Source organism: Sphingomonas sp. (genome assembly GCF_035944535.1).
GTDB lineage: Bacteria > Pseudomonadota > Alphaproteobacteria > Sphingomonadales > Sphingomonadaceae > Sphingomonas_B.
Genome location: NZ_DASZBC010000013.1, coordinates 14,444 through 38,088, shown reverse-complemented (window position 1 = coordinate 38,088; position 23,645 = coordinate 14,444). Strand labels below are relative to the sequence as shown.

Annotated in this window: 14 protein-coding genes; 8 read left to right on the top strand and 6 right to left on the bottom strand. The window is 65.6% G+C overall.

Annotation, left to right across the window (positions count from 1 at the left end; genetic code table 11):
- Window positions 1–136: 136 nt before the first annotated feature.
- From VGT77_RS12875 to VGT77_RS12865, 3 genes are read right to left on the bottom strand one after another with little or no spacing between them, the layout of a single operon-like run.
- On the bottom strand, window positions 137–1,912 hold the full coding sequence (locus VGT77_RS12875) for a ShlB/FhaC/HecB family hemolysin secretion/activation protein (protein WP_327463192.1): 1,776 nt from the start codon (window positions 1,910–1,912) through the stop codon (window positions 137–139).
- A complete protein-coding gene (locus tag VGT77_RS12870) occupies window positions 1,909–7,767 on the bottom strand; it encodes a filamentous hemagglutinin N-terminal domain-containing protein (protein ID WP_327463190.1) in 5,859 nt (1,952 codons plus the stop codon). Before VGT77_RS12870 ends, VGT77_RS12875 begins: the two co-directional genes overlap by 4 nt.
- Window positions 7,764–9,566 carry a CHAT domain-containing protein gene (locus VGT77_RS12865; RefSeq protein WP_327463189.1) on the bottom strand — a complete coding sequence of 601 codons (1,803 nt, stop codon included), beginning with the start codon at window positions 9,564–9,566 and terminating at the stop codon, window positions 7,764–7,766. The genes VGT77_RS12870 and VGT77_RS12865 overlap by 4 nt, the downstream gene beginning before the upstream one ends.
- Here VGT77_RS12865 and VGT77_RS12860 point away from each other — a divergent pair.
- Window positions 9,546–10,193, top strand: coding sequence for a hypothetical protein (locus VGT77_RS12860; protein WP_327463187.1), 648 nt, complete (start codon window positions 9,546–9,548; stop codon window positions 10,191–10,193). The two genes, VGT77_RS12865 and VGT77_RS12860, sit on opposite strands and share 21 nt — an antisense overlap.
- A gap of 505 nt (window positions 10,194–10,698) precedes the next feature.
- Here the strand turns inward: VGT77_RS12860 and VGT77_RS12855 are convergent.
- The 3 genes from VGT77_RS12855 to VGT77_RS12845 all read right to left on the bottom strand — a co-directional run bounded on the left by VGT77_RS12855 (window position 10,699) and on the right by VGT77_RS12845 (window position 15,271).
- Window positions 10,699–11,451 (bottom strand): phytanoyl-CoA dioxygenase family protein, encoded by a 753-nt coding sequence (locus VGT77_RS12855; RefSeq protein WP_327463185.1) that lies wholly within the window; start codon window positions 11,449–11,451, stop codon window positions 10,699–10,701.
- Window positions 11,451–12,725, bottom strand: a complete 1,275-nt coding sequence (locus tag VGT77_RS12850) for an MGH1-like glycoside hydrolase domain-containing protein (RefSeq protein WP_327463183.1) — start codon at window positions 12,723–12,725, stop codon at window positions 11,451–11,453. Before VGT77_RS12850 ends, VGT77_RS12855 begins: the two co-directional genes overlap by 1 nt.
- A 62-nt stretch (window positions 12,726–12,787) precedes the next feature.
- Window positions 12,788–15,271, bottom strand: coding sequence for a TonB-dependent receptor (locus tag VGT77_RS12845; protein WP_327463181.1), 2,484 nt, complete (start codon window positions 15,269–15,271; stop codon window positions 12,788–12,790).
- A gap of 136 nt (window positions 15,272–15,407) precedes the next feature.
- Here VGT77_RS12845 and VGT77_RS12840 point away from each other — a divergent pair, with 136 nt between their 5' ends.
- The 7 genes from VGT77_RS12840 to VGT77_RS12810 all read left to right on the top strand — a co-directional run bounded on the left by VGT77_RS12840 (window position 15,408) and on the right by VGT77_RS12810 (window position 23,587).
- Window positions 15,408–16,352: a LysR family transcriptional regulator gene (locus VGT77_RS12840; RefSeq protein WP_327463179.1), complete on the top strand. Its 945-nt coding sequence runs from the start codon at window positions 15,408–15,410 to the stop codon at window positions 16,350–16,352.
- A 131-nt stretch (window positions 16,353–16,483) separates the two neighbouring features.
- Window positions 16,484–17,767: a glycerate kinase gene (locus VGT77_RS12835; RefSeq protein WP_327463177.1), complete on the top strand. Its 1,284-nt coding sequence runs from the start codon at window positions 16,484–16,486 to the stop codon at window positions 17,765–17,767.
- Complete coding sequence (locus VGT77_RS12830) at window positions 17,764–18,993, top strand: MFS transporter (RefSeq protein WP_327463175.1); 1,230 nt, start codon at window positions 17,764–17,766, stop codon at window positions 18,991–18,993. The genes VGT77_RS12835 and VGT77_RS12830 overlap by 4 nt, the downstream gene beginning before the upstream one ends.
- Window positions 18,990–20,024 carry a zinc-binding dehydrogenase gene (locus VGT77_RS12825; protein ID WP_327463173.1) on the top strand — a complete coding sequence of 345 codons (1,035 nt, stop codon included), beginning with the start codon at window positions 18,990–18,992 and terminating at the stop codon, window positions 20,022–20,024. The genes VGT77_RS12830 and VGT77_RS12825 overlap by 4 nt, the downstream gene beginning before the upstream one ends.
- Complete coding sequence (locus VGT77_RS12820) at window positions 20,021–20,995, top strand: Gfo/Idh/MocA family oxidoreductase (protein WP_327463171.1); 975 nt, start codon at window positions 20,021–20,023, stop codon at window positions 20,993–20,995. Before VGT77_RS12825 ends, VGT77_RS12820 begins: the two co-directional genes overlap by 4 nt.
- Entirely contained in the window at window positions 20,985–22,625 is a 1,641-nt protein-coding gene (locus VGT77_RS12815; protein WP_327463169.1) for a glycoside hydrolase family 36 protein, read from the top strand. The genes VGT77_RS12820 and VGT77_RS12815 overlap by 11 nt, the downstream gene beginning before the upstream one ends.
- The gene (locus tag VGT77_RS12810; RefSeq protein WP_327463167.1) at window positions 22,622–23,587 is read left to right on the top strand and encodes an alpha/beta hydrolase; all 966 of its coding nucleotides are present in this window, start codon (window positions 22,622–22,624) and stop codon (window positions 23,585–23,587) included. Before VGT77_RS12815 ends, VGT77_RS12810 begins: the two co-directional genes overlap by 4 nt.
- Window positions 23,588–23,645 lie beyond the last annotated feature (58 nt).

The following is a 23,645-nucleotide window of genomic DNA, read 5'->3' as shown; positions in this document are numbered from 1 at the left end:
CGAAAGTAACGCTAACGGGACGATCGGCGGCAGAAGGACCTCCGCCTTGATTGGTAATCTTGCCTGGTTGAGAGAAGCGGCCCGCCTGGCCAAGCGCGACAGGCATAGCAGACGTCGACAGCCTGCTCCGAGTGCCTCACCGATAGCCGAGCAGGTAGAGTGGCCGCACTGTCACCATGAACTGGACACCTTTGTCCTGCAGGTCCCGTCGACCGACGACGGGCACCGACTTCAAGGCTTCGCCATAGATGATGCGGGCGGTGAGCGCCTCGGAGGGTGTCCACAGCAAGGACGCGCCGATGCCGGTAATCCACCTGGGAGAAGGGTCGGCGGCACCGACATTGTCGACATAGGCCGCGTCCGCGAACAGCGAGGCGCTAAAGGAGCCCAGATCGACATCGCTCCGCCCAGCGCTCCGCCCGCTCAGACTGAAAGGTTGCGCGAGTTCCACCGAGGCCACGGCACCGCGGTCGCTCAGGATCAGATTCTCACGATAGCCGCGCACGCTGTTCGAGCCTCCGACTGAGAAGCGTTCGGCGGTATAGAGCAAGTCGCTCGTCCACTGCACCGTCAGTCGTCCGCGCAGCTCCAGCCGGTCGGGTGTCAGCCGGCGCGCGTAATTGAGCTGCAGGGCGGCCGCCGTGAAGTTCTCGTCCGGCTGCGGCAGGCCGGGCACGTCGCTGCGCGTGCCTTCCAGACCCAGTGTGCCGATCAGCGACAGAGTGATCGCCTGAGAGGGGCCGCGGTCGACGAATTCGATCGAGCCGCGCAAGGCGCTATACTCCGCCCGCCCCCGCACCGATCCGGGCGTGAAGGAGAAGGGTTTGCCGAACAAAAAGGTGCGCGTCCGGCGATGCAGGAAGGTCAGACCGGCGCTAAGCGCGCGCGCCGATGTCCAACGCCCGCCTTCGACCGGCGTCAGCGGACGTTCCCAGAACTGGTAGCTAATTCCGGCCTCGACGAAGCGATCGCGCGCCGAAATGTCGAGGGCGAGCAATTCCGGGTCGATCACTGCGGCATTGTTCAGGCCGGCGCGAACGTTCAACCGCAAATCATAGTCGATCAGGGGCGCCGAATAGCTGACCACCGCGTCGGTGACACCGCTTGTCCGTCCGCCCTCGAACGAGAACAGGTCGGTGCTCGCCAGCAGGTTGCGCATGCTGCCGCCCAGCGCCGCACGTTCGCCGCCCACTGATGGCGAGCGGTTGTTGGCGACCGTGACGTAGAGGTCGTACCGGGGCGCCGCCTCGACGGACAAGGCCAGCTGAGCCTCGCCGGGAGCGTTCAGCGCCTTCAGATCGGCGCGGACTGTGCGGACGGCCGGGTGATCCGACAGCAAACGAAAGTCGCGTTCGATGGCGACCGCGTCGACGGGTGTGCGGGCGGCCGAGCGCATCTCGGCGGCGACGAAGGCGTCCGACAGGCCACGCGATCCCTTCCCGCCCCAGTTGATCACGATCGGCGGAGAAGCCCCGTCCGCACTGCCCAGCCGGCCATAGACGAGCCGGAGCCGCAGCGTGCCGCCATTCTCCAGTGCCGGCTGCGGCTCGATGACAACGCCGGTGTTGATCAACCCATCACGCAGAATCGCTGCGTTGATGATCTGGACCATGTCCACCAGCGCAGCGTTCGACGCCGGTCGGCCGATCAGCCCGGCGCGCTCGAAATGCCCCCGGACCCAAGCCGGATCGATTGGCTCGCCGGGGCCATAGCGCAGTTGCAGCGGCTGACCGTTCTGCGGTTGCGCGGAGCGGCGGGTGCGCGGTGCTGCTCCAAGATCGGCGGGCACGGCCGTCACTGCGACATCGTTCAAGGCGACGATGCTCGCCTCCGGCGCATCCTGGGCCCAAACGGGCGCCGCGGCGATCAGCGCGAGCGGGGCGGCTGCGAGGGCCCGGCTTGCCGCGATCAATGGCATGCTCCGGGTGCGCCGCCGATCGTTCCGCGTTGGAGGTCCGGTGCGGCCAGCGAATAGGGCCCGAGTGCCTGGACCGCAAGCTGGCTGGTATCACGCGACCGTCGCACGCTCGCGCACTGGCCGCGCAGCACGCGCGAGGCGTCCATGATGTTCAACTCCCGGACCGTGGTGCCGCTGCTCACATCCTGCACGGTGCTGTCGACCACCAGCGAACCGGCGACGGAAAGCCGGTTCACCCGATCGGCGGAGCGGATGAAGAAATCGGATGTGATCTGCACGTTGGCGCCCCCCTGCTGACCCAGTGCCAGGATGTCGCCGCCATCCGAGATGATCGCGAACGGCGCTGCGATACTGATCCGCCCGCCCGTCCCCGGACCCGATGAAGTGGTGATCACCCCCGACCGCTCCGCTCCCGACAGCAGGATAAGTCCATCTGCCGGCATCTGGATGTCGATATCGCCGGCGGGACCCGAAACCGAGTTGGTGTTGATGCTGCCGCCATCGAGCAGGCGGATCAACTCCGCGCCGACGATGGTGATGGAACCCGCGGAGCCCGTCGGCTCCGCCGCGGCGGAAACGGCAGCGCCGCTCCGTTCGACGAAGCTGTTTTCGCTGGCGATCTCGCTGCCTGCGCCGATGACGTCCAGCGTGCGCGTGGCCAGGAGGATGGATCCGGCCGGGGCTTGGCTGGCAGAGGATGTCTGAACCTTGCCGCCGCCGTCGATCACGGTCGTCGTCGACGCAATGTCGATATTGCCGGAACGGCCCCCGGCCGTGCCGGCGCTGGACGCGAGATTTCCGCCGGAATTCTTCAAATCTGCGACCCGAACAACGACCTGTCCGGCTGCGCCGGTGCCGAACGTGCTGGTGCTCACTTCGCCTGCACTCGCCAGCGAAAGTTCGGCCGCCTCGATCCGGACGCTGCCGGCATCGCCGCTCGCGGACGCTTCGGAGCGGATCGCTCCGCCGGTCGCCGCCTCCACCCTGGCCGCCTTGATCGAAACGTTGCCGCCATTCCCTTCCGTCTCCGTCGACGTGGCGATCAGACCCTGGATCAGCACGCGCACCGGACCGCTCGTCTCCACGGTCACGCTGCCGGCATCGCCGCTGCCGACGCAGCTGCCATCGGGGCAGACGGCCGAGTTGGAGGACACTTGCCCGCCCTCCTGAACGGTCAGCGAGGCGCTGCGCACCGTCACGTCGCCCGCAGCGCCCGGGCCGAAGGTATCGGACCCGATCGCGCCGAGGCTGCGCAGGTCTACCGCGCCCGACACCTGCACGAGCACGTCGCCCGCGGCCCCGGTCGAGCCTGGCCCGGCGAGCGAGTTGATAGAGCCGCCGGTCTCGACGAGGACGCTGCCGCCGCGGACGATCACGCCGCCCGCAGGCCCTGCGCCGAACGTCGCGGACGTGACCTGGCCGAGCTTGCTGACCGTAAGAGATCGGCTGGCATCGATCAGCACCTGTCCGGCCGCGCCGGTCGATCCTGCTTCCGCTTCCGCGGAGACGACTCCGAACGAGTCCAGCAGCACATCGGCGGCATGGATCGCCACGCTGCCGGCGGAGCCCAACCCCATGGTCGAGGACGTGACCGCGCTGCCGTCGCGAACCTGCAGCTGGTCGCTGACGATCTCGACATTGCCCGCTGCACCGCTGCTGCCGATGTCGGCGCGGGACGTAACGGTCGAGTTGCTCCGGATGATGGCGTTGGTAGCGGTCAGACGAACCAAGCCGGCACTTCCGGAACCGCGCGTCTGAGACGACACGGAGCCGCCCTCCGCCAGCAGCAAAGTGGGCGTGCTCACTTCGACATTACCGGCATCGCCGCTCGACCCTGCTTCGGCCGCGGATGCGATCGAGCCCCCGACATTCTCGATCGTGTTCGCCGCCACCTTCACCTGGCCGGCCGCGCCCGCGGCGAAGGTGGAGGAGGAGATTTGCCCTGCCGAACCAAGGCTGAGCTTTGCCACATTCACGTCGACCCTACCGGCCGCGCCGGAGGAACCCGCCTCCGCGTCGGCGGTGATGCCTGCGCCGTCTGCGACCACAAGGTCCGAACCGGTCACCAGGGCACCGCCGGCCGCCCCGGCTCCACGGGTCGAGGAGGTGACCAGACTATCGGTTCCCCTGATCTCGACGATGCCGCCCGCCAGTTCGACGCGACCGGCAGTGCCGCTGGACCCGGCCTCGGCGCGGGAACTGATCCGCGACGCCCCAAGGACGCGAATGGATGAGCCGCCCACCTTTATCTGACCGCCGATCCCCGAACCAGCCGTAGAGGTCGAGACCAACGAACCTTGCTCGAGCAGGAGCGAGTCGGCCGTTAGAGTGATCGCTCCCGCATTCCCGCTGCCCGCGGTCGAAGAGCCTATGAGCCCGCCTGTCATAGTGGCGGAGCCGACCGTTACGACGACATTGCCCGCGTCGCCGGTGGCGAGGCAGCTGGCGTTGGCGCATGCATCCGAGTTGGACGAGATGCGGCCCTGGCTCCGCGCCTCCAGCGCCGCAGCCTTGACGGTGACGTCGCCCGCCTTGCCCGGTCCGAACGTGTCTGAGGTGATGGTACCGGCTCCGGCCACCGTCACCTTACCTGTAACATTGACCAGCACGCCGCCTGCGGAACCGGTCGACCCGGGCGCCGCCAGTGAGTTGATCGACGCTGCGCTGTCCACGATCACGTTACCGCCGTTGACAGTGACACCTCCCGCCGCCCCCGACCCCGCCGTAGCGGAGGAAAGCTGCGCCGCGTCGGTGAGGCGCAGCGTATCGCGGGCCAGCACGACCACCTGACCGGCCGCTCCGCTCGATCCCGCAGCGGCCTCGGCACTGGCGCGCGCGCCGCCAGTCAGAGTGATCGTCGCGCCTTGCAGCGAGACGTTCCCGGCCTTGCCGGGGCCCGCTGTGGACGAGGTCGCCTGCGCGCCGCCATGGAGCTGCAAGTCCGTAGCGACGATGGTCACGCCGCCTGCCGCGCCTGTGCTTCCGGCACCCGCACGTGACGTCACGAGACCGGCCGACAGAAGTTGCACCTCCGGCGCAGTGATGGTCACCGAGCCGGCGTCGCCGCTGCCGAGCGTCTGGGACGAAATGGCCCCGCCATTGCTGACCACCACCCGATCGCCGCGCAACTCGACATTGCCGGCAGAGCCGCTGGACCCGGCCTGTGCTGCCGAAGCGATCGATCCGCCATCGGCCGTGATCTGGTCCCCGACAATCGTGACACGCCCGGCCAGTCCCGAGGCGAACGTCGAGGAGGAAATTCGTCCGCCGCTTGCCACTGCGACGATTGGGACTTCGACCGAAACCTGGCCCGCATTGCCCCCCGATCCAGCCTCCGCGTCGGTTGTGATCGCAGCGCCATTCTGCACGGTCAGTCCGGTCAGCTTGACGGCAACGCCGCCCGCATCGCCGCTGCCCTGCGTCGAGGACGTGATCAACGTCCCGGCACCGTCCAGCATTGCCGTGCCACCTGTGACGTCGACGAGACCGGCCGTGCCGCTCGCCGTCTTTTCGGCATGCGAACTGATCTGGCTCCCCCCAGCCAGGCTGAGCGACCCGGCATCGACACGAACGCGTCCGGCCTGGCCGCTGCCGCCCGTGGTGCTGCGCAGCGCCGCTCCGTTCGTCAGGCTCAGCTCTGTTGCCACGACCTTGACGTCACCGGCCGGGGCTGACGAGCCCGCCTCGGCCGAGGAGGTAATCAAACTGCGATCGGCGGCCAGGCTGCCGACATTCACGTCGATGCTGCCGCCCGCGCCGGCATTGTTGACGACTGCCTGGACCTGCGATCCGCTTTCCATCGACATGCGCGGCGCGGTGATGCTGACGGATCCCGCACGTCCGGATCCGCCGAATGCCGAGGTGCCGATACGGCCATTGGTCCGCATCGCCAGCGCATCGGCAAGTTCGATCGAGACGCGGCCGGCATCTCCGGAGCCTGTGACGCCCGCAACGGACTGGGCGCCGACAAAGGCGCCGCGCTCGACAGTCAGGCTGCCGGCGTTGATCAGAACGTCGCCACCTACTCCCCGCCCGAAAGTGCTGGACGAGATGCCGCCCCTGCTGCCGCCGACGCTTACGCTGTCGGCTGTAAGGATCACCGAGCCTGCGTCTCCGGAGCCGAATGCGGAGGAGAGCAACTGACCATTGTCGAGGACGACCTCACCCGCCTTCACGCGCACGGTGCCGGCGAGGCCGGACGCGATCAGCCCATCGGCGGTGGTGCTGCCCTCGGCCTTGATCGAGGCGTCTGACGTCACGCGGATGAAGTTCGACTTGATGGTGATGTCGCCTGCCTTGCCCGTGGTGAAGGTGTTGGTGGCGATTCGGGAATTGTTAGCCGCGATCAGACTTGTAGACGTGATCTTGATGTCACCAGCATCGCCTGCGCAAAGGGCGCCGAAGCAATTGGCGAACAGGCCCGAGTTGGTGTCTGCGATATCGATCGTGCCCGCCTGTATGTCGAGTGAGCCGCCGCGGCCTGCACCCAGCACCTGGCTGGCAATCTGGCTGCCGCCGCGCAGCCTGATCTCATTCGCCTGCACCGACAGATCGCCGGCGACGCCTGACCCGCTCGATGCGGTCGAGCTCTCGATCCGCGCCGACTCCAGGCCGGATATCTGGTCCGCACGCACGAACACATCGCCGCCGCGCGCATTGTTGACCGTCGTGCCCGTGATCCGCGAACTGCCCCTGATGGTGAGCAGGCCGGCCACGTCAATCGAAATGTCGGCGGCGGCGCCGGTCGAGCCGATTTGGTTGCGCCCGTCGACGAACGAGGAGCCCGTCATCGTCATCAACCCAGCCTTGATCGAAACTGCGCCGGCGTCGCCCGCCCCGACGGCGCGCGAATAGATGACTGAGGCGCCACCCATCGAAATGGCGCCGCTGACGGTCAGGTCGACCGCGCCGCCGCTTACTCCACGCGCTTCGGTCCCGATTTGGGCACCGGAGGACATCGACAGAGATGCCATCTTGCCCGTAAGCGTTCCGGCGGGAGCCGTGGCGCTGCCGGCAACCCGGATGTCTCCATTCGGCAGATTGACCCCACCCGCGGCGATGCGCACCCGGCTAGCCGCACTGGCGGACGAAGGGCTGAACAGCGTCGTATTCGTCAGCGTGATGTTGCCGGCCGCTGCCGTACTCAGCGGGTCGGCAAGGTCAGCGGCAATATCTCCGGTGCCCGTGGCCACCAGGTCGAGCCGCAATGTCTCAACACTCGCCGCGGACGTATTGATGTTCCTGCCGCTCAGATGCAGCGCCGCGGGTGTTCGGGCGAAATTGGACGTAACGTTCGCAAGATTGATGTCGCTGCGCGTGCCGACGAAGCCGAATTTCTCCGGCGCGTCGATCGAGAGGCTAGCCCCGCTTGGCGTAGTTACGGTGAACACGCCGCCAGAGGCGAAGCGCAGCTCGCTCGCGCTGGAGAAATAGACGGCGTTGGGGATATTCAGCTGGGCGCCGGCGCGGAAGATGGTGCCAGCCGGATTGAGAAAATAGAAGTCGGCATTCGCGAAGGAACTGGCGTCCAGCGTTCCCGAAATGTTGGACGGGAGTCCGCCCGTGACCCGGTTGACCACGTTGCGGATCGCGCTCGCCTGTGCCGGCGTCGCGGCCCAGCGCGCGGTGTCCGCTGCCGCAAGGTCAAAGCGGCTGAAGCTGTGGAACAGGTTCGCGCCCGCAGTGGTGCCGCCGGTGATCTGGACGATGTTGCCGCTTTTCACGGCGTTTGTTCCAAGCCCCAAGGTTCCGGTATCGGCCACCACGCTCGTTGCCTGCGCGGAAAGCGGCACGACCGGCGCGCTGCCGGCGAGCAGCGCCGCACTCAAGCGAAGCAGACGCGGGCTCATCGCCATCCTCCAATCAGAATGAAGGCCGACCAGATCGCGGGATTCGCGTAATCGGCGCCGGACTGGATCAGCGAAAGCTGCGCGGATCGCAGCGCCTCCGCCTTGGGCCGGCCCTGCCGCAGCCGATCATAGAAGGATTGCATCAGCTTCGCCGTGCCAAGGTCGTTGACCTGCCACAGCGATGCGACCGCGCTTTCGGCGCCGGCCTGCACGGCGGCGCCCGCAAGTCCCATGCTGGCCTGATCATCGCCGACGGCGGTCTCGCAGGCAGCAAGCACGAGAAGATAAAGTTCTTGCCCCCTCACCTGATTGTCCGCGACGAGATCGCGAAGCTCACCCAGCTGGATCGCCTCGCCGTTCGCAACGATGAAGGCGCGATCCGCTCGCCCGTTGAAGCTGGCATGGGTTGACAGGTGCAACACGTCGAACGAACGGCCGGAAAGCGCCTGCACCAGGTCGCGCTTGGTGAAGTCCGGGATGAGTGTGCCGGTCGTGCCCGCCGCCGCCTTCGCTTCCTCGACGGTTCCCTCGAGCCTAGGGAAATCGCCGGCCGGGAGCTTCACCTCCTTGGCCAGCGAGAGCGCCAGGATTGCCGGCGCCTTCTTCGCGGGGTTGCCTGGCTCGGAATAGCCGAGCGCCGGGGCGGTCACCACCTGCGCCTGCTCGACCAGGAAGCGCCCGGAGGCGTCCTGCAGCGCGGAGAATGGCAGGGCACGAAGAGGTCCATCCGGCACGATGATCAGCGTCTGCGCGCCGCCGGCTTGCGCCAGCACAGGCTTGATCAGAAGGTCGTGCAGACGCCGGCCTGGGGCCTGCCATCCGTCATTGCCGGTACTGCTGGCCCTGACGAAGGCCTCGACCAGTTCCTGCACCTCCCGGCGATTGCTGCTGACCGGCGAGACCAAGCGCCTGAACCCTTCGGCGCCCGCCGTCGCATAGATCAGCTCGACGCGATCAGGCAGCAGGACCGGATAAAGGATGATCTCGCCGGGCTTGAGCGCAGCGGGGCGCAGGGGATCACGGCTCGGCACACATTCGCTGCCGAAGACATTCTGGAGCTCGGCCTGGCGATAGCGCTCGATGATCTGCTGGGCGCGGTCAATCGCGCTGGCATCGTTGACATCTCTCGCCAGCGCCACCTCGGCAGCCGCTTCGAAAACGTCGCGCATCCGCAGCTGGAAGGTCGATTCCTGCGTGTAGGGATCAAACTGTGGCATCAGCGGGCGCACACTTTCCAGCGCGCGATAGGCCGATCCGACATGGTCGGCGCGCCGGGCCGGCTCGGTCTTGGCCATGTCCAGATACCAGGTCGCGAGGCGTAATGGCTGAGATTGCTGGCTCTCGGTAAACACGGCCTGGGAGATTAGACGGCGCTGTTCAGAAGGACGGCCTTGAAGTCCCGCCAGCCGCGATGCCATTGCCAGGCGATAGGCTTCGAGCCCCGGAATGGTTTGGGTCGAGGCCTTGAGCCGTTCAAGAGCGTCCGCAACTCGAGCATCGACCGTTCGCATCGCGACCAGCGTTTCCGTCGCACGCAACGCGACTTCCGCTCCATCCGCGCGATCCTGAATGCGCAGCGCCGCGGCAAGGGATTGGAAGAGGCGATCCCTGGCATCGTCCCGCAGCAGCTCGGCGACGCTGGGGTTCCGTCCGCCGAAGTCCAACTCCAGCCGCGCCAGCCTCAAGTTGGAGATGGATGCGGTCAAGTCGTCTCTGGCAACCATCGCGGTGGCGGCGGCACATTCGAGCGCGGTCGCAGCGGTGAGGAAGTCGGCCGCTTGGTCGGCGACCTCGACCACGCGCGGCGCGCATGCTTCCATTTCAGCACGGGCAGCCTGGTCGGCGTCATCCTGCCCGGCCCGAACGCCGCCGGTTGCGCCGACAACACCCTCGGCGGCTGTGGTCATGCCGAGTTCCAGCGCAGCCTTTCCGGCCAAGCTGACATTCCCCATCCGTTGCGCACGGCGATAGGAAGACACCAGCAGCAACTTGGCTTCACGCGCAGAGCCTTGTTGCGCAATCCGCATGGCGCGGCCGGCAGTGTAGCAAGCCTCGGCCATCAATGGCGATGGCTGTGCTGCTGCCTGACCGAGTGTCACTTCGGCCAGGTGTTTGAGGGCGCGATCACCCCGATCCGGAGCACTGCTGCTCAGTTCCGCACTTGCAGCGCTGATGATTGTGCTCAAGATCTCGTTTGCGGGTGTGCCCGTACTTTCGTCGTGGCACGCCTCTACGATTGCAGCCTCAGCTCGCCCGGTCAGGCCAATACCTGCGGCGAAGCACGAGAGCAGAAGCGCAGATCGGGCGAAGCGGAATGCCCTTACACCGCGCACGTTGCCTGCCATCCGGCCTACGCTCATGTCGCAACCCCCTGTTGCAAAACGCCGCACCTGCACCAAGCAGCCGAGCCGTCGGTTCCCGACTAACGCAGCCAGACTCGACGCCCGCGACTCTGACCTGAATGGTCGCTCAAAGAAAAGCTGTCAAAGACAATCGCTTGTAACGGATGTAACGCGACGAAGGCGCCTTTACGGCCGATGCTCGGGCGCTGTGATGTAGCAATCGCATCGCCGTGAACATCCGGCTCTGAAGGCCTACATACCTCAGATGCAAAGTATCTATCTTCTGAGTGGACCGGAAAGCCTTACCACCCACCGCTCGAAGATGAGAGTCTAAGCGGACGCTCAACCGGCCGAATGTGAGCAGCCGTTAACGGCGCGTAGTTCACCAACAGCTGCCGTTGTCCGCTTTGCGCCCATAGCCGCCAATCAGACGGTGCGATGCAGACGTCCGCTTCAGACCCCATTGCCGACCTTCAATTGCGGCCAGCTTGGCGCGCTTACCTGTCGGACGCAAAACTCAGCTGCCAAGTGAGGAATAGATCATAGGCCCGCCTTCGCCGGATACTCTGCGGCATCCGGCTGAAGCCAATCACGCCGTCGATTGCCAGGCGAACTGGAAGGGGACGGTGCGCGGATCGATGCCGGCCAGCATCATGCCCTGGCCGCGCGACTGGTGCTGTTCGGAGATCGGCTCGTCCTCCGGGTCGCGCACCTGCGCCAGCCAGGTCGTTCGCGGCTCCTCCGAGACATTAAGGCCGGAGCCATGGACCGTCAGATAGTTGAAGACGAGCAGGTCGCCCGCCTTCGCTTCGATCGGCAACGCCGAGTCGAGGGGAAAACGATCCGGGTCCACGGTGTGATCCTGGCCGATCGCCTCTTGCGGGCCAAGCTTGTGCGAGCCCGGATAGAGGCGCACGCACCCCTTTGCATTGGGTGCGTCGTCGAGGTGCAGGATGACCGCGGTCATGGACGTGCCGCGGTGCGGAAAATAGCCATAATCCTGGTGCATGGGGAAAGGCGAGCCGCGCTCGGGCGGCTTGATGAACATCTTGTTGTGGTGAAGCTGGACGTTGGGCCCGATCAGGCTGGTGAACACGCCCGTCAACCGCGGATCAACCAGCAGTCGCGTGAAGGCAGCGGAACGGAACTGCACGTCGTGCGAATGCTCGAGCACCGTGCCCTGGTCGGCCACACTCGACCAGGTTGCATTGGTGGGGCCCTGGCGCGCGGCAATGGCGTGCACTTCGGCGCGCAACTGTGCGGCTTCCTCTGCCCCGATGAAGCCCGTGATCAGCAGATAGCCATTCGCGTCGTAAAAGGCTTTCTGGTCGGCACTGAGCATCAGGCCGCGTCCCGCGCCCAGGCGAGCCAAATGGCCGCGGTCCAGGAAAAGTCGTCGCCGCCACTGCCGGTGCCGTCGACCGGGCTATAGGCCTCGTATAGCCCGTTGCGCCGCATCAGTTCGGCGGTGTCGCGGCGCACTCGCTGCGCCTGGGCGTCATAGCCGCACTCTGCCAGGCCGGTCCCGATCATATAGTTGACCACCGCCCAGACCGGGCCGCGCCAATAGCGGATCATCTGGAATCCGGAATCGTCGGGATCGAGACTGGGCATGAGGTAGGGGACCTTCGCCCCGATCCGCTCGAAATGCGTGAGCATCGCCGCGTCCTTCAGAGGATCATGCAGCCCTGCGTAGAAGCTCAGGAACGAAGCGCTGGTGACGAAGCCCGAAAATCGCCCGGTCAGCCGGTCGCGCGATGACCAGCAGTGCCTGTCATCGTCCCACAACCAGTCGATCCCGGCTTCGGCGCGCGCGATCATTTCCTGCAACTCGCGCGCGTCGTCATGGCGCCCCAGTTCGGCGGCGAGCGCCAGCAGGTCCCGGTGCGCTCGGAGCAGGATCATCGACATGCCGATGTCCGCGACCTGGAAGGGATTGGTGCGGGCAATCTCCGCTTGGTCCCAGCCCTTGGCACGCCCGAACTGGACCAGCGCCAGATAGCGGTCATATTCGAGCTTGGTCGGCCGCATCTTCGAGTCGAGATGACTGGTGTCGCGGCGGACATAGTCGCCCACGCTAGACACGTCGATCGGTTCGCCCGGTACATCCCATTCGGGCGAATTGTCCCGGCCCGTTTCCCAGGGGTGCGTCGCGATCACCACGCCGCGTCCGTCCGGATCGCGCACATCGCGGAACCAGCGGTGCCAGGCCATCAGCTTGGGGAAGAGCGCCTCCAAGCGCCCGCGAAACCCGTCCGCCTCTTCACGCGCCACGGCATTGTCCCAGAGCTTGCGGACCATCGAGGCGGCGACCGGCGGCTGGGTGATGCCGGACGTCATCGGCTGCCGGTTCGTTCCCCAGACCGACGGGCCGGGGAAATAGCCTGCATCGTCCTGCCAGAAGACGATATGGGGCAGAAAGCCATCGTCCCACTGGGCGCGGAACAGCGTCTCGATCTCCGTCCAGGCCCGGTCCGGATCGAAACAGTCGAAGCCCATTGCCACGAAAGCGGAATCCCAGTTCCACTGGAACGGGTAAACCCGGCCGTTCGGTACGGTGTAGCCGCCGCGATCGTTGCCGGTCAGGATTGCGCGGGCGTTGCTGTCCAAGTCCATCGATTCAGCCAAAAAGAGCCGGGCGCGGCGCAAGGGAACACCGCGCCCGGACAGTGGGGAGCCTAGAAGTTGAACGTCACTCGCGCCGTGATGCGCCGCGGCAGCACCGGCCGGCCGACGAAATAGGCGCCGCCGACCGTCTGGTTGATGTCCTGGCGCGGCGACCCTTCGGTTACTGCGTCCTCGTCGAGCAGGTTGAAGACGTTGACGCCTATCCGAACCTTCCGGTCGCCGCCCAGATCGATCTTGTAGCCCGCGTCGAAGTTGACGACGTTCCAGCCCTTGAGTTCGATCGCGTTGTTCGCCGCCGTGAAGTTGTGCCCAGTGAAGTTGGTGAAGAGCGACGCGTCGAGGGCATCGTTGTCATAATAAAGGCCCGCATTGTAGAGGATTTCCGGCTGCCGCTCGAGATCGTTGCCAACGAAGGCTGGCGTGGTGTCGAAGGCGGTATATTCCGCGTCCTGGATGGTCAGATTGCCGGCAAAGCGCAGATACCGCACGAGCTCGATATTGGCCGTGAACTCGAGCCCGTACGATTTGGTGGACACCAGGTTTACCCGCTCGGTGAAGCCGCCGGCGCCATCGTTGACGAACAGCACCTGCCGGCGATTATCGAGCTTGGTGTAAAAGAAGGCGCCGGACAGCTCGAACGGACCGTTATTATACTTGGCGCCGAACTCGAGCTGCTTGATGATCTCTGCCTTGAAGCTTTGCGGCTGGAAGAGCGCGTTGAAGGTGACGGACCGCACCTCTGGAAAAAAGTAACCGCGCGAGCCGTTGATGTAGAAGTTCAGTTCCGGTGTGGCCTTGAACAGCAAGCCTGCCGCCGCCGCCCACTCGGTCGTGTCGACCTTGCCGGTGGTGAACAGGCCATTACCCCAGACGACGTCGCGCAGTGCGCCCGACAGATTGGGAGTGGTCGCGTCCGTCACAACCGTGGCGGTGCGTTCCCGGCTGATATCCCCTTTGAAATGCTCGATGCGCCCGCCGATATCGAAGACGATCCGCTCGCCTTCCATCTGGTCGGCGAAATAGGCGGCATAGCGCTCGACCTGGTGGCGATTGTTCACATAGCCGGCTCCCGCGTTCAGCAGGCCGTTGCGAGACCGGATGGTCTGCGCCCCCGAAACTGGATCCGTCGTTACGAGGTTCACCAGGCGAGGCCTGTTGTTGAACTCGGCCAGATAGGTCGTGGTGACGTTCACATCCTCAGCATCCGCATTGCCGTAGAAGGCGCCGAGCGTCAACGTGTGGTCGAGGCTGCCAGTGGTGAGCTTTTTCGTGAGGTTCAACTCGCCGGTGAAATCGTCCATGTCGCGGTCGCGGTCGGTGAAGCGATTGGCGAACAGCAGCGAGCCGGCCGGAACGGCGCCGCCGCCCACGAAGGTAAAGCTCGCATTGGCGATGTTGCCGAGACTGCGAGCCGTCAGGAAGCTCTGCAGCGTCTCCGGCACGTTGATCACGCCGTCGCCGTCAGCCCACAGCCCAAATTTGTGGTCGTACTTGGAGTATTTTAAACGGCCGTTGATGCCCCAATCACCGTCGAACTGCTTCTCGAACGCGAGCGCAATCTGACCGCCGGTGGTCTTCACGCCCTGATTGATGTCGCTGGTGAACAGGCCGTCTGGCGTATTGAAGCTCAAGAGATTGGTATCGAACCGGTTCTGGACCGAATTGACCTTGCGCCCGTCGTTGCCTGGCGTCCGCTTACGAGTGGTGCCGTTGAGCGGAATGGGCAGGAAGAACTGGACCTGATCGTCGATCCACTGGCCGTAAAGGGTGACGTGACCGGACCCGTCGCCCCATTCGTGGCGCAGGTTGCCGCGAAGCTGATAGCCCTTTGTCTTCAAGTTGGTGCGCAGCGTGCCTTCGTCATACCGGTAATAGCCAGACAGCGAGTAGAAAGTGTTGGGCCCGATCGGTCCGCTCACCGCCAGATCGCCGCGCACGCGGTTGCGCTCGGCAACCTCGATCTGCGCGACGCCGCCGAAGTCGGCCGTGCCGTGCTTCGAGATGAAGTTGATCAGGCCGGCGACCGACCCCGGCCCGAACAGGTTCGAGACGCCGCCGCGCACGAACTCCAGCCGCTCGATGCCGAGATCATTGCGATAATAAACGTCGAAGGCAGACGAGTTGAGGCCGAAGGTGCTGAGCACCGGAATGCCGTCATACATCAGCGGCGTGAACTGATATTGTCCGCCAGACGGAAGACCGCGCACAAACACGTTAGCCGCGACCTCGCCGCCGCCGCCGTCCGCCTTGATCGTCGGAATGGTATTCAGGATGTCGGCATTGCCGGCAGCCTGCGTTCGGGCCAGCGTGCCTTCGTCGAGCGCCTGTACGGATAACGGCGTGTCGAAGGCAGCACGTGCCACGCTGGTGCCGGTGACGATGATGTCCGTTTCCTCGGCACTGCTGGACGGGCCTTCCGCTGTCGCATTCGGCCCTGCCGGCGGAGTTTGCGATTCCTGCGCCCAGGCCGCGGCCGGGATCAAGGCAGATGCGAGCAAGGCTGCGCGAACGATATGGCTGTGACGGTTCTTCATCTCGTGCCCTCCCACTAACCGGCGCCCGCTTGACGCCGCTGCCGGTCCTGCGCGCGAAGGCGCGGCCAAGCTTGCGCTAAGGGTCACGCGTCACTCGCTTGAACGAAAGCCCGCGATGCAGCAACAATCTGTTGTCATGGGTGGAACGATCCACCTTCGGCACGGGATGGCGGCGATGCTGGATCTGGGCGACCTGATGGTCTTCACCAAAGTGGTTGAGACGGAGAGCCTGACCAAGGCTGGCCGGGTGCTCGGCATGCCCAAGTCAACCGTTAGCCGGCGCGTCAGTCGGCTGGAGGACCATCTCGGCATCCAGCTCCTGCACCGTAGCACCCGCGCCGTCACCGTAACGGAGGATGGCGCTCTGTTCTTCGAATATTGTTTGCGTTCGATCGGAGTGCTGCGCGACGGCGAACGGGCGCTGCAAAGCCGTGCAAGGCACCCGCAAGGGGTCGTGCGTATCGCCATTCCTTATGTGCTCGGCCAGGAACTGGTCTGCCCGTTGCTGCCCGAGTTCATGGATCTGTATCCCGATGTGCGGCTAGTGAGCGTTCTGACCGACGACGCGATCGGGCTGCTGCGCGGCGGCTTCGACGTGGCGCTAGCCGTCGGGCCGCTCGCAGACTCAGGGCTGGTCGCGATCAAGCTTGGCACCACCGGCTGTGGGGCGTTCGGCGCGCCGGAATATTTCGAGCGCAAGGGCACGCCGCAAAACCATGTCGAGCTACCTCGCTTTGATTTGCTGGCCAACGGCACGCTCGACCGCCGTCATGGTTGGACGCTGCACCGCGACCATGAAGAAGTGACGGTCGAGTTCACTGCCAAGCTCGTCTGCAACGATCTCATGTTCCTGCGGGATGCGGCGCTGTCCGGCCTTGGCATTGCCAATCTGCCTGCTTTTTTGTGCAAGCACGACTTGGCGGCCGGCCGGCTGGTGGAGGTGCTGCCGGGCTGGCGCACCTCCGACATGAGTTTTTTTGCCCTGTTCGCCGACCCCAAAGCCGTGCCGGTCCGCGTCCGCACGCTGATCGACTTTCTGGTCGAGAAACTACGGCCAACTCTGTCGTGGGAAATTCACTGACGTTGCACATCGTGAAACAATCGGTTCCGGAAATCGCCCCTATGCCGGACCTGAGCCTACGTTCAGCTTGCGCCGGAGCGGCCGCAGAGCCGAAAAGCAGGTAGGAGGGGCCGATCGCCACTTTTGGCGCCATGACGGATGCACGCGAGCAGGATGCGCTGCACGTGTTGCGCACCTTGTTCGAGAGCGCGCTGCAGGCGGTGTCCGCCGAAGTGACGATGCCGCGCGCCATGCCCGGTGCGCCGCACGGACGGCTCGTCGTGGTAGCGGTCGGCAAGGCGGCCGCCGATATGATGCGGGTGGCGCGCGAACGCGCCCGGCGCCCTGTCGAAGGCCTGATCGTTACCCGCCACGGCCATGCGCCTTCCGGCCTGAACTGGCCGGGCATCGAACTCATCGAAGCCGGCCACCCCTATCCCGATGAGAACAGCCTGCGCGCCGCCGACCGCGCGCTGGAGATCGCTCGCTCGCTTCATGCAGGCGACCAGCTCCTGCTGCTGCTGTCGGGCGGCGGTTCCGCCCTGCTCGCTGCGCCGACCGAGGGCTTGAGCCTGGCCGACAAGCAGGGCGTCACCAAGTTGCTGCTCCGATCCGGCGCAACCATTTCCGAAATCAACTGCGTCCGGAAGCATCTGTCGCGGATCAAGGGCGGGCGGCTCGCCGTCGCGGCCGGGTCGGCCCAGGTCACAACCTGGATCATTTCCGACGTGCCCGGCGACGACCCGTCCTTCGTTTCTTCGGGACCGACGGTTGCCGACGCGACCACGCTGCAAATGGCGCGGGACATCATCGCCAAATACCGCATCGATCCGCCGCGTCCGATCGCGAAGGCGCTGCAGGACGAAGCGAATGAGACGCCCTCCGCCGACAGCCTCGGCCTAGCCGGCGGCGAAGTACGCGTGATCGCCCGCGCGCGCGATGCCCTTGCCGCGGCTGCGGCGGCTGGCGGTGCACTCGGCTTCACCGTCTCCTCCTTGGGCGACCAGCTGCAGGCCGAGGCGCGCCACCTGGGCGCAAGCCATGCCGCCCTCGCTCGCCGCCTTGCGTCCGACGGCAAGCCGCGCCTCATCCTGTCTGGCGGCGAGACCACCGTGACCGTTGTAAACAACAAGGGTCGCGGCGGTCGGAACATGGAGTATGCGCTAGGCCTCGCCATTGCCCTGGATGGCGCGCCCGGCATCTGGGCCCTGGCTTGCGATACCGATGGCATCGACGGCACCGAAGACGCAGCGGGCGCAATCGTCGGCCCTGACACGCTCGCGCGCGCCCGCAAACTCGGCCTCGACCCCGCCCGGCATTTGGCGGAGAACAATGCCTATCTGTTTTTCCGCGCGCTCGGCGACCTCGTAATCACCGGCCCAACCGGCACCAACGTCAACGATTTTCGCGCTGTGCTGATCGAGGGCCGCTCATGACCGCTTCGTCCCGTTATCCGTGGCTGCTGATCGGCCTGTTGTGGATGGTCGCTTTCCTGAATGCGGCCGACCGATCCATCCTGTTTACCGTCATGCCGCAGCTGAAGACCGAATTCGGCCTGACCGCAACAAAGTTGGCGCTGCTCAACTCGGTCTTCTTCTGGGTCTATGCCGTCTGTGCCTTCTTGTCGGGCAGCCTGGGCGACAAGTCGCGGCGGTCGCGCGTGATCATCTACGGCCTGCTATTCTGGAGCGTGGCGACGGGCCTCGTCTCCCTTTCCACAGGGTTCGCGATGCTGCTCGGCCTTCGTGCGCTCGTGGCGATGGGCGAGGCGACCTATTACCCCACCGCAACGGCGCTGATCAGCGATTGGCACCGGCCGGAAATGCGCGGCCGCGCGCTGTCCCTGCACCAGACCGCGGTGTTCGCCGGGGCCGGCATGGGCGCGCTCGCCGCCGGCTATATGGCCGATGCGCTGGGCTGGCAGGCGCCCTTCCTGATCTTTGGCGGGATCGGCTTCGTCGTCGCCGCGATCCTGTTCAAGTTCCTGCTCGACGCGCCGCCGCGCGCGCCACAGCCCGAGAAGCCGCCGCGCGCGCCGCTTGGCACCGTGCTGCGCATCCCGCCGGCGTTGATGCTGTGCGTGGTGTTCTTCCTTGCGAACGGCGCGTCCACAGGCGTGACTGTGTGGGCACCAACCTTCGTGCATGACGCGCTAGGGCTGAACCTTGGCGGGTCGGCGCTGGTCGGCGCGGCCACGATCCAGATCGCCGGCTTCCTGACCGTGCCGTTCAGCGGGTTGCTCGGCGACTATTGGGCAAAGCGGACGCCGGTCGGACGGTTCTATACGCTAGCGTTGGGCCTTGCGCTGGCGGCCGTGCTGCTGGTGCCACTGCTCTGGGCGACGACGGCGGGAATGGTCGGGCTGGTGCTGCTGCTGACCTCGATCGGCAAGGGCATTTTCGATGGCTGCATCTATGCCTCTATGCACGATGTAGTGCCGCCCCACGCCCGCGCCACGGCGGTCGGGCTGATGACGATGATCGGCTTTTTCGGAGCCGGTCTGTCGCCGCTGATTATCGCCTGGATGAGCGGCAGCTTTGGGCTTGCCGCCGGCATGACGTCGATGGCGGCCGCCTATGTGGTCGCGGTCGTCATTATCCTGTCGATGACCGCCGTGACCCGCCGCGCCGTCATCGCCAACGAGAAACTCGCCCACGCATGACTCCGTCCGCCCTGATCCTGAAGGCGCCGCGCGCGCTCGCGTTCGAGCCGCTGGATCTGCCGCAGCTTGGCCGCGGCGAGGTGCTGATCCGCACGTTATATTCCGGGATCAGTGCGGGAACCGAGCTGTCGCAATATCGCGGCACCAACCCGTTCATGCATCGGCGCTTCGACGAGGCATTGCGGCTGTTCATGGCCGACCAGAATCCCAGCTGGCCCTATCCGGTGCGCCATCTTGGCTATGAAGAAGTGGGTGAGATCGTCGAAACGAGCGTCGCCGATCTGCCAGTCGGCGCGCGTGTATACGGCACGTGGAACCATCGCACCCATTTTGTCGCGCCTGCGGACTACGCCCGCGAGCGGCTGATGCCCAAGGGCGCCGACCCGCGCATCGGCATTTTCAGCCACATTGGGGCGGTGGCGCTCAACGGCGTGCACGATGCGAACATCCGCATCGGTGATCTGGTGGCGGTGTTCGGCCTGGGTGTGCCCGGACAAATCGTCGTGCAGGCGGCCGCGCAGTCCGGGGCGCAAGTGATCGCGCTGGACCCCGATCCGCTACGGCGGGAAACCGCGGTGAAGCTTGGCGCCTGGATGGGAATGGAGCCCGAAGGCGCGGCGGAGCGCATTAAAGAAATGACCGGCGGCAAGGGGGCGGACAGCTGCATCGAAGTGTCCGGCGCGGCGCCCGCGCTCGCCGAGGCGATCCGCGCCGCCGCCTATGCCTCGCGAGTCGTAGCGATGGGGTTTTTCCAGGGCGAGCTTTCGGGCGTGCGGCTTGGCGAGGAGTTCCATCATAATCGCATCCAGCTGATCTGCAGCCAGATTAGCGGCGTCGCGCCCGAGGCCAGCCATCGCTGGTCCAAGCCCCGGCTGTGGCGCACGGCGATCGAGCTGCAGCATCGCGGCGTGCTCGATCTGATGCCGCTGATCACCCACGAGGCGAAGTTCGAGGATGCACCGGCCATGTTCGAGCGACTCGACAAAGGTGAGGCAGGCATGCTCCAGGCGGTGCTGAGCTTCCAGTCATGACACTGCGCGTCGGTATATTGGGCAATGGCGGGATCGCCGCGCGGCATGCAGGCGCCGTCGCAAAACTGCCCGAGCAGATGACGCTGCTCGCCGTGTCCGGCCGGAATATTGAGCGGGTGCGCGCCTTCACCGATCAGCATGCCGGCAAGCCGTTCACGTGCGTCGAGGACATGCTGGATTTCGGCATCGACCTGCTTATCGACACCGCCCCGCCCTATTCCCGCGCCGGCGAGAGCATGGTGGCGGCCAAGGCTGGCGTTCACCTGCTGGTGGAGAAGCCAATCGCCCTCGATATGGCGACAGCCGATGCGCTGGTGGAGAGCGCGGCGGGCGTGAAGGCGGCGGTCGGCTTCATGTACCGGCAGGGCGAAGCCGTGCGGCGCTGGACGGCGGAGGATACCGGGCCCGTCGGGCTGATGACGGGCATCTACCACTGCAATGCGCTGCACGCGCCTTGGTGGCGTGTGCGCGAGCAGTCGGGCGGTCAGGTGCTCGAACAGCTGATCCACATCATCGACCTGGTCCGGCTGTTCATGGGCGAGCCGGACACGGTCTATTCGCGCACTGCCAACCTCTTCCACCGCGAAACGCCCGACTATGACGTGCAGGACGTGTCCGCGATCATCTTCGGCTGGGACGATGGGCGGCTGGCCAGCCTGACCGCCAACAATATCGCGGTTCCGGGGCAATGGGTGAAAGGCTGGTCTTTGTTCGCGAAACGGGCGACTGCGCATTTCAGCGACTGGAACAATGCCGCCTTCAAGCGCACCGCGCCCGAAGTGAAGGAGGAATGCTGGAGTTCGGGTTGTGACCCCTTCGTGGCGCAGCTCGCCGACTTGGCTGCCGCGATCCGCGACGATCGCCCGCCGCTGGTGCCGATCGCGGAGGGTGCCGCCACCTTGCGGCTGGCGCTTGCCGCGGTGCGTTCGGCCGATGAGAGACGCGAGCTGAGGATTGCGGATGCGATTTGACGGGCAGGCGTTCGAAAGTCTCGGCATCAGGCTTGGCGGCATCGTACCGCTGCTCGATGGTGAGCCGGCGCAGGCACAGTTCGCCTTCGGCATTGAGCGTGACGGCGATCGGCTGCGGCTGCTGGTCAAGGTGACGGGCCTCGATCCCGCGCGCGAGATCGACAGCATCGGCATCCGCTTCGAGCAGGTGCAGGGCCTTGGCCGCTATTTGCGCCACGGCTACCAAAGCTGGGACGGTAGCTTCTTCGTCGAGCCGGGCACGCCGGCCGGGGATGGCCCGCCCCTGAAAAGCCCGACGCTGGGCTATGCCGCCACCGCCCTGCTACCGGCCAGCGGCGAAGGCACGGTCGTGCTCGGCTTTACACGGCATGACCGATTTCAGAGCCGCTTCCGCTTTGGCGGCACGGCGGACGCGCCGACCATCTCGCTGGAGACCCTCTGGGACCGCGTGCCTCATGACGGCGCGGTCGCTATGGAGCCGCTGCTGCTGTTCGCCGGGCCGGACGTGGAGCAGGCGTTGCGCGACTGGGCAGGCGTGGTGGCGGCCGAGAGCCCGCTGCCACCGCGTGTGCCGGCGCGGCGGATCACGGGCTGGTGCAGCTGGTATAATCTCTACGCGGCGATCGATGAGGCGAACATCCTCGAGCATCTGCGCGCCGCCGGCACTTATCGCGACGAACATCAGGTGCCGCTCGAAATCTTCCAGATAGACGACGGCTTCACACCGGAAATGGGCGACTGGCTGGACGTGCGGCCACAATTTCCGCGCGGGATGAAGCCGCTGCTCGATGATGTCCGCGCCGCCGGCTTCACGCCCGGCCTGTGGATCGCGCCCTTCATGGTCGGCAATCGCAGCCGGCTCTTTCGCGAACATCCGGACTGGGTGATCAAGGACCGCGCGACCGGCGGCCCACTCGCGCAGATGACTTTTTATGGCGAGTTCCGGTGGCACAAAAGGAGCGAGGAATATTACATTCTCGACGCGACCCACCCGGAGGCTGAGGCATATATCCGTCAAGTCTTCCGCACTTGGGCGCGGGACTGGGGCGCGGACTATTTCAAGACCGATTTCATGCTGTTCGGCAGCGAGCATGGGCCCGACCGCGCGGTCTGGCACCAGCCTGGGCTGAGCCGCATCGAGATCTGGAGGCGCATGGCGGCCTTGATCCGCGACGAGATTGGCGACGCGCTGTGGCTCGGCTGCGGCTGCCCGCTCTGGGCGTCGGTGGGCTATGTCGACGCCGTGCGGATCGGGCGCGATGTCGGCGTCACTTGGACTGGCGATTATTCCGCGGAGAGCCTGCTCCGCGATCAGGTCACGCGAAATCACGCGTCGGGTATATTGTGGCAGGCAGACCCGGATTGCGTGCTACTCCGCGACCGCTTTCACGAACTCAGCGACGATCAGGTCGAGCTGCTCGCCCGCTTCGCTGCCTATGCAGGGGGATTGCTGATGACCAGCGACAAGCTCGACGAGCTGTCGCCGCAACGCGCGGCGCTGCTCGCGGAGTTGCTGCGGGAGCCGGTGAGCGGCTGCGATTTTCCGCTGCTGGGTAAAACCGCGACGGCGCTTCTGCAGCGCGTCCACCGCCGCGACGGGACGAGCTTTGACTATCGGCTGGGTCTATGACGAGCCGCCATCTGGTCGATCCAGAGCTGCTGCCGATGCTCGATCTGCTGCCGCAGGTGGCGCTCAGTGCCGAGACATTGCCGGCCCTGCGGTCGCGCGAGACGGCCCTCCCGTTGCCGCCGGTCGTGCCCAACGCCGTAATACGGCGTGACACGACAATAGCCGGTCCGGGGGGCGCGGCCGATGTCCCGCTTGTAATCTACACGCCGCCCGGCGCCGGTCCCTTTCCCTGCATCTACCACATGCATGGCGGCGGCTATGTGAGCGGATCGGCAGGCATTCTTGAGTTTGTGCACCGGCCGATTTCCGAACAACTCGGCTGCGTCATCGTGTCGGTTGATTATCGGCTTGCACCGGAAACGTCATTTCCGGGCAATATCGAGGATTGCTACGCCGGCCTCGCCTGGACCTTCAACCACGCCGGCGAACTGAACGTCGACGTCGGCAGGATCGGCCTTATGGGCGAAAGCGCTGGTGGCGGTCTGGCAGCGGCGCTGGCGCTGCTGGTACGCGATCGAGGCGAATACCAAGTCACCTTTCAGCTGCTCACCTATCCTATGCTCGACGACCGCACCTGCATCGCAGATCCCCATCCCTTCGCCGGCGAGTTTCTATGGACGCCGCCAAATAACCTCTTCAGTTGGACGGCGCTCCTCGGGGACGAGCCGGGTGGTAGCGGCGTCTCTGCCTATGCCGCTCCAGCGCGAGCAACCGACCTGTCCGGTTTGCCTCCGACGTTCATCATGACAGGCGCACTCGATCTCTTCGTCGACGAGAACATTGAGTACGCGCGGCGGCTGATCAGAGCCGGCATACCTACCGAGCTTCATGTTTATCCTGGTGCATTTCACGCTTTCGATGCTTTGCCGACCGCCTACGTGGGCGCTCGGGCTCGCGAAGATCGACTTAATGCATTGAGGAAGTTTCTCAAACTCGCTGGCAGTCCGCCTCGCGCTACGTAAGCGATATGCTGCTTGACGGAACAGCAGCGTAGCACTTGGGCGTCCTGCGGGACGACCA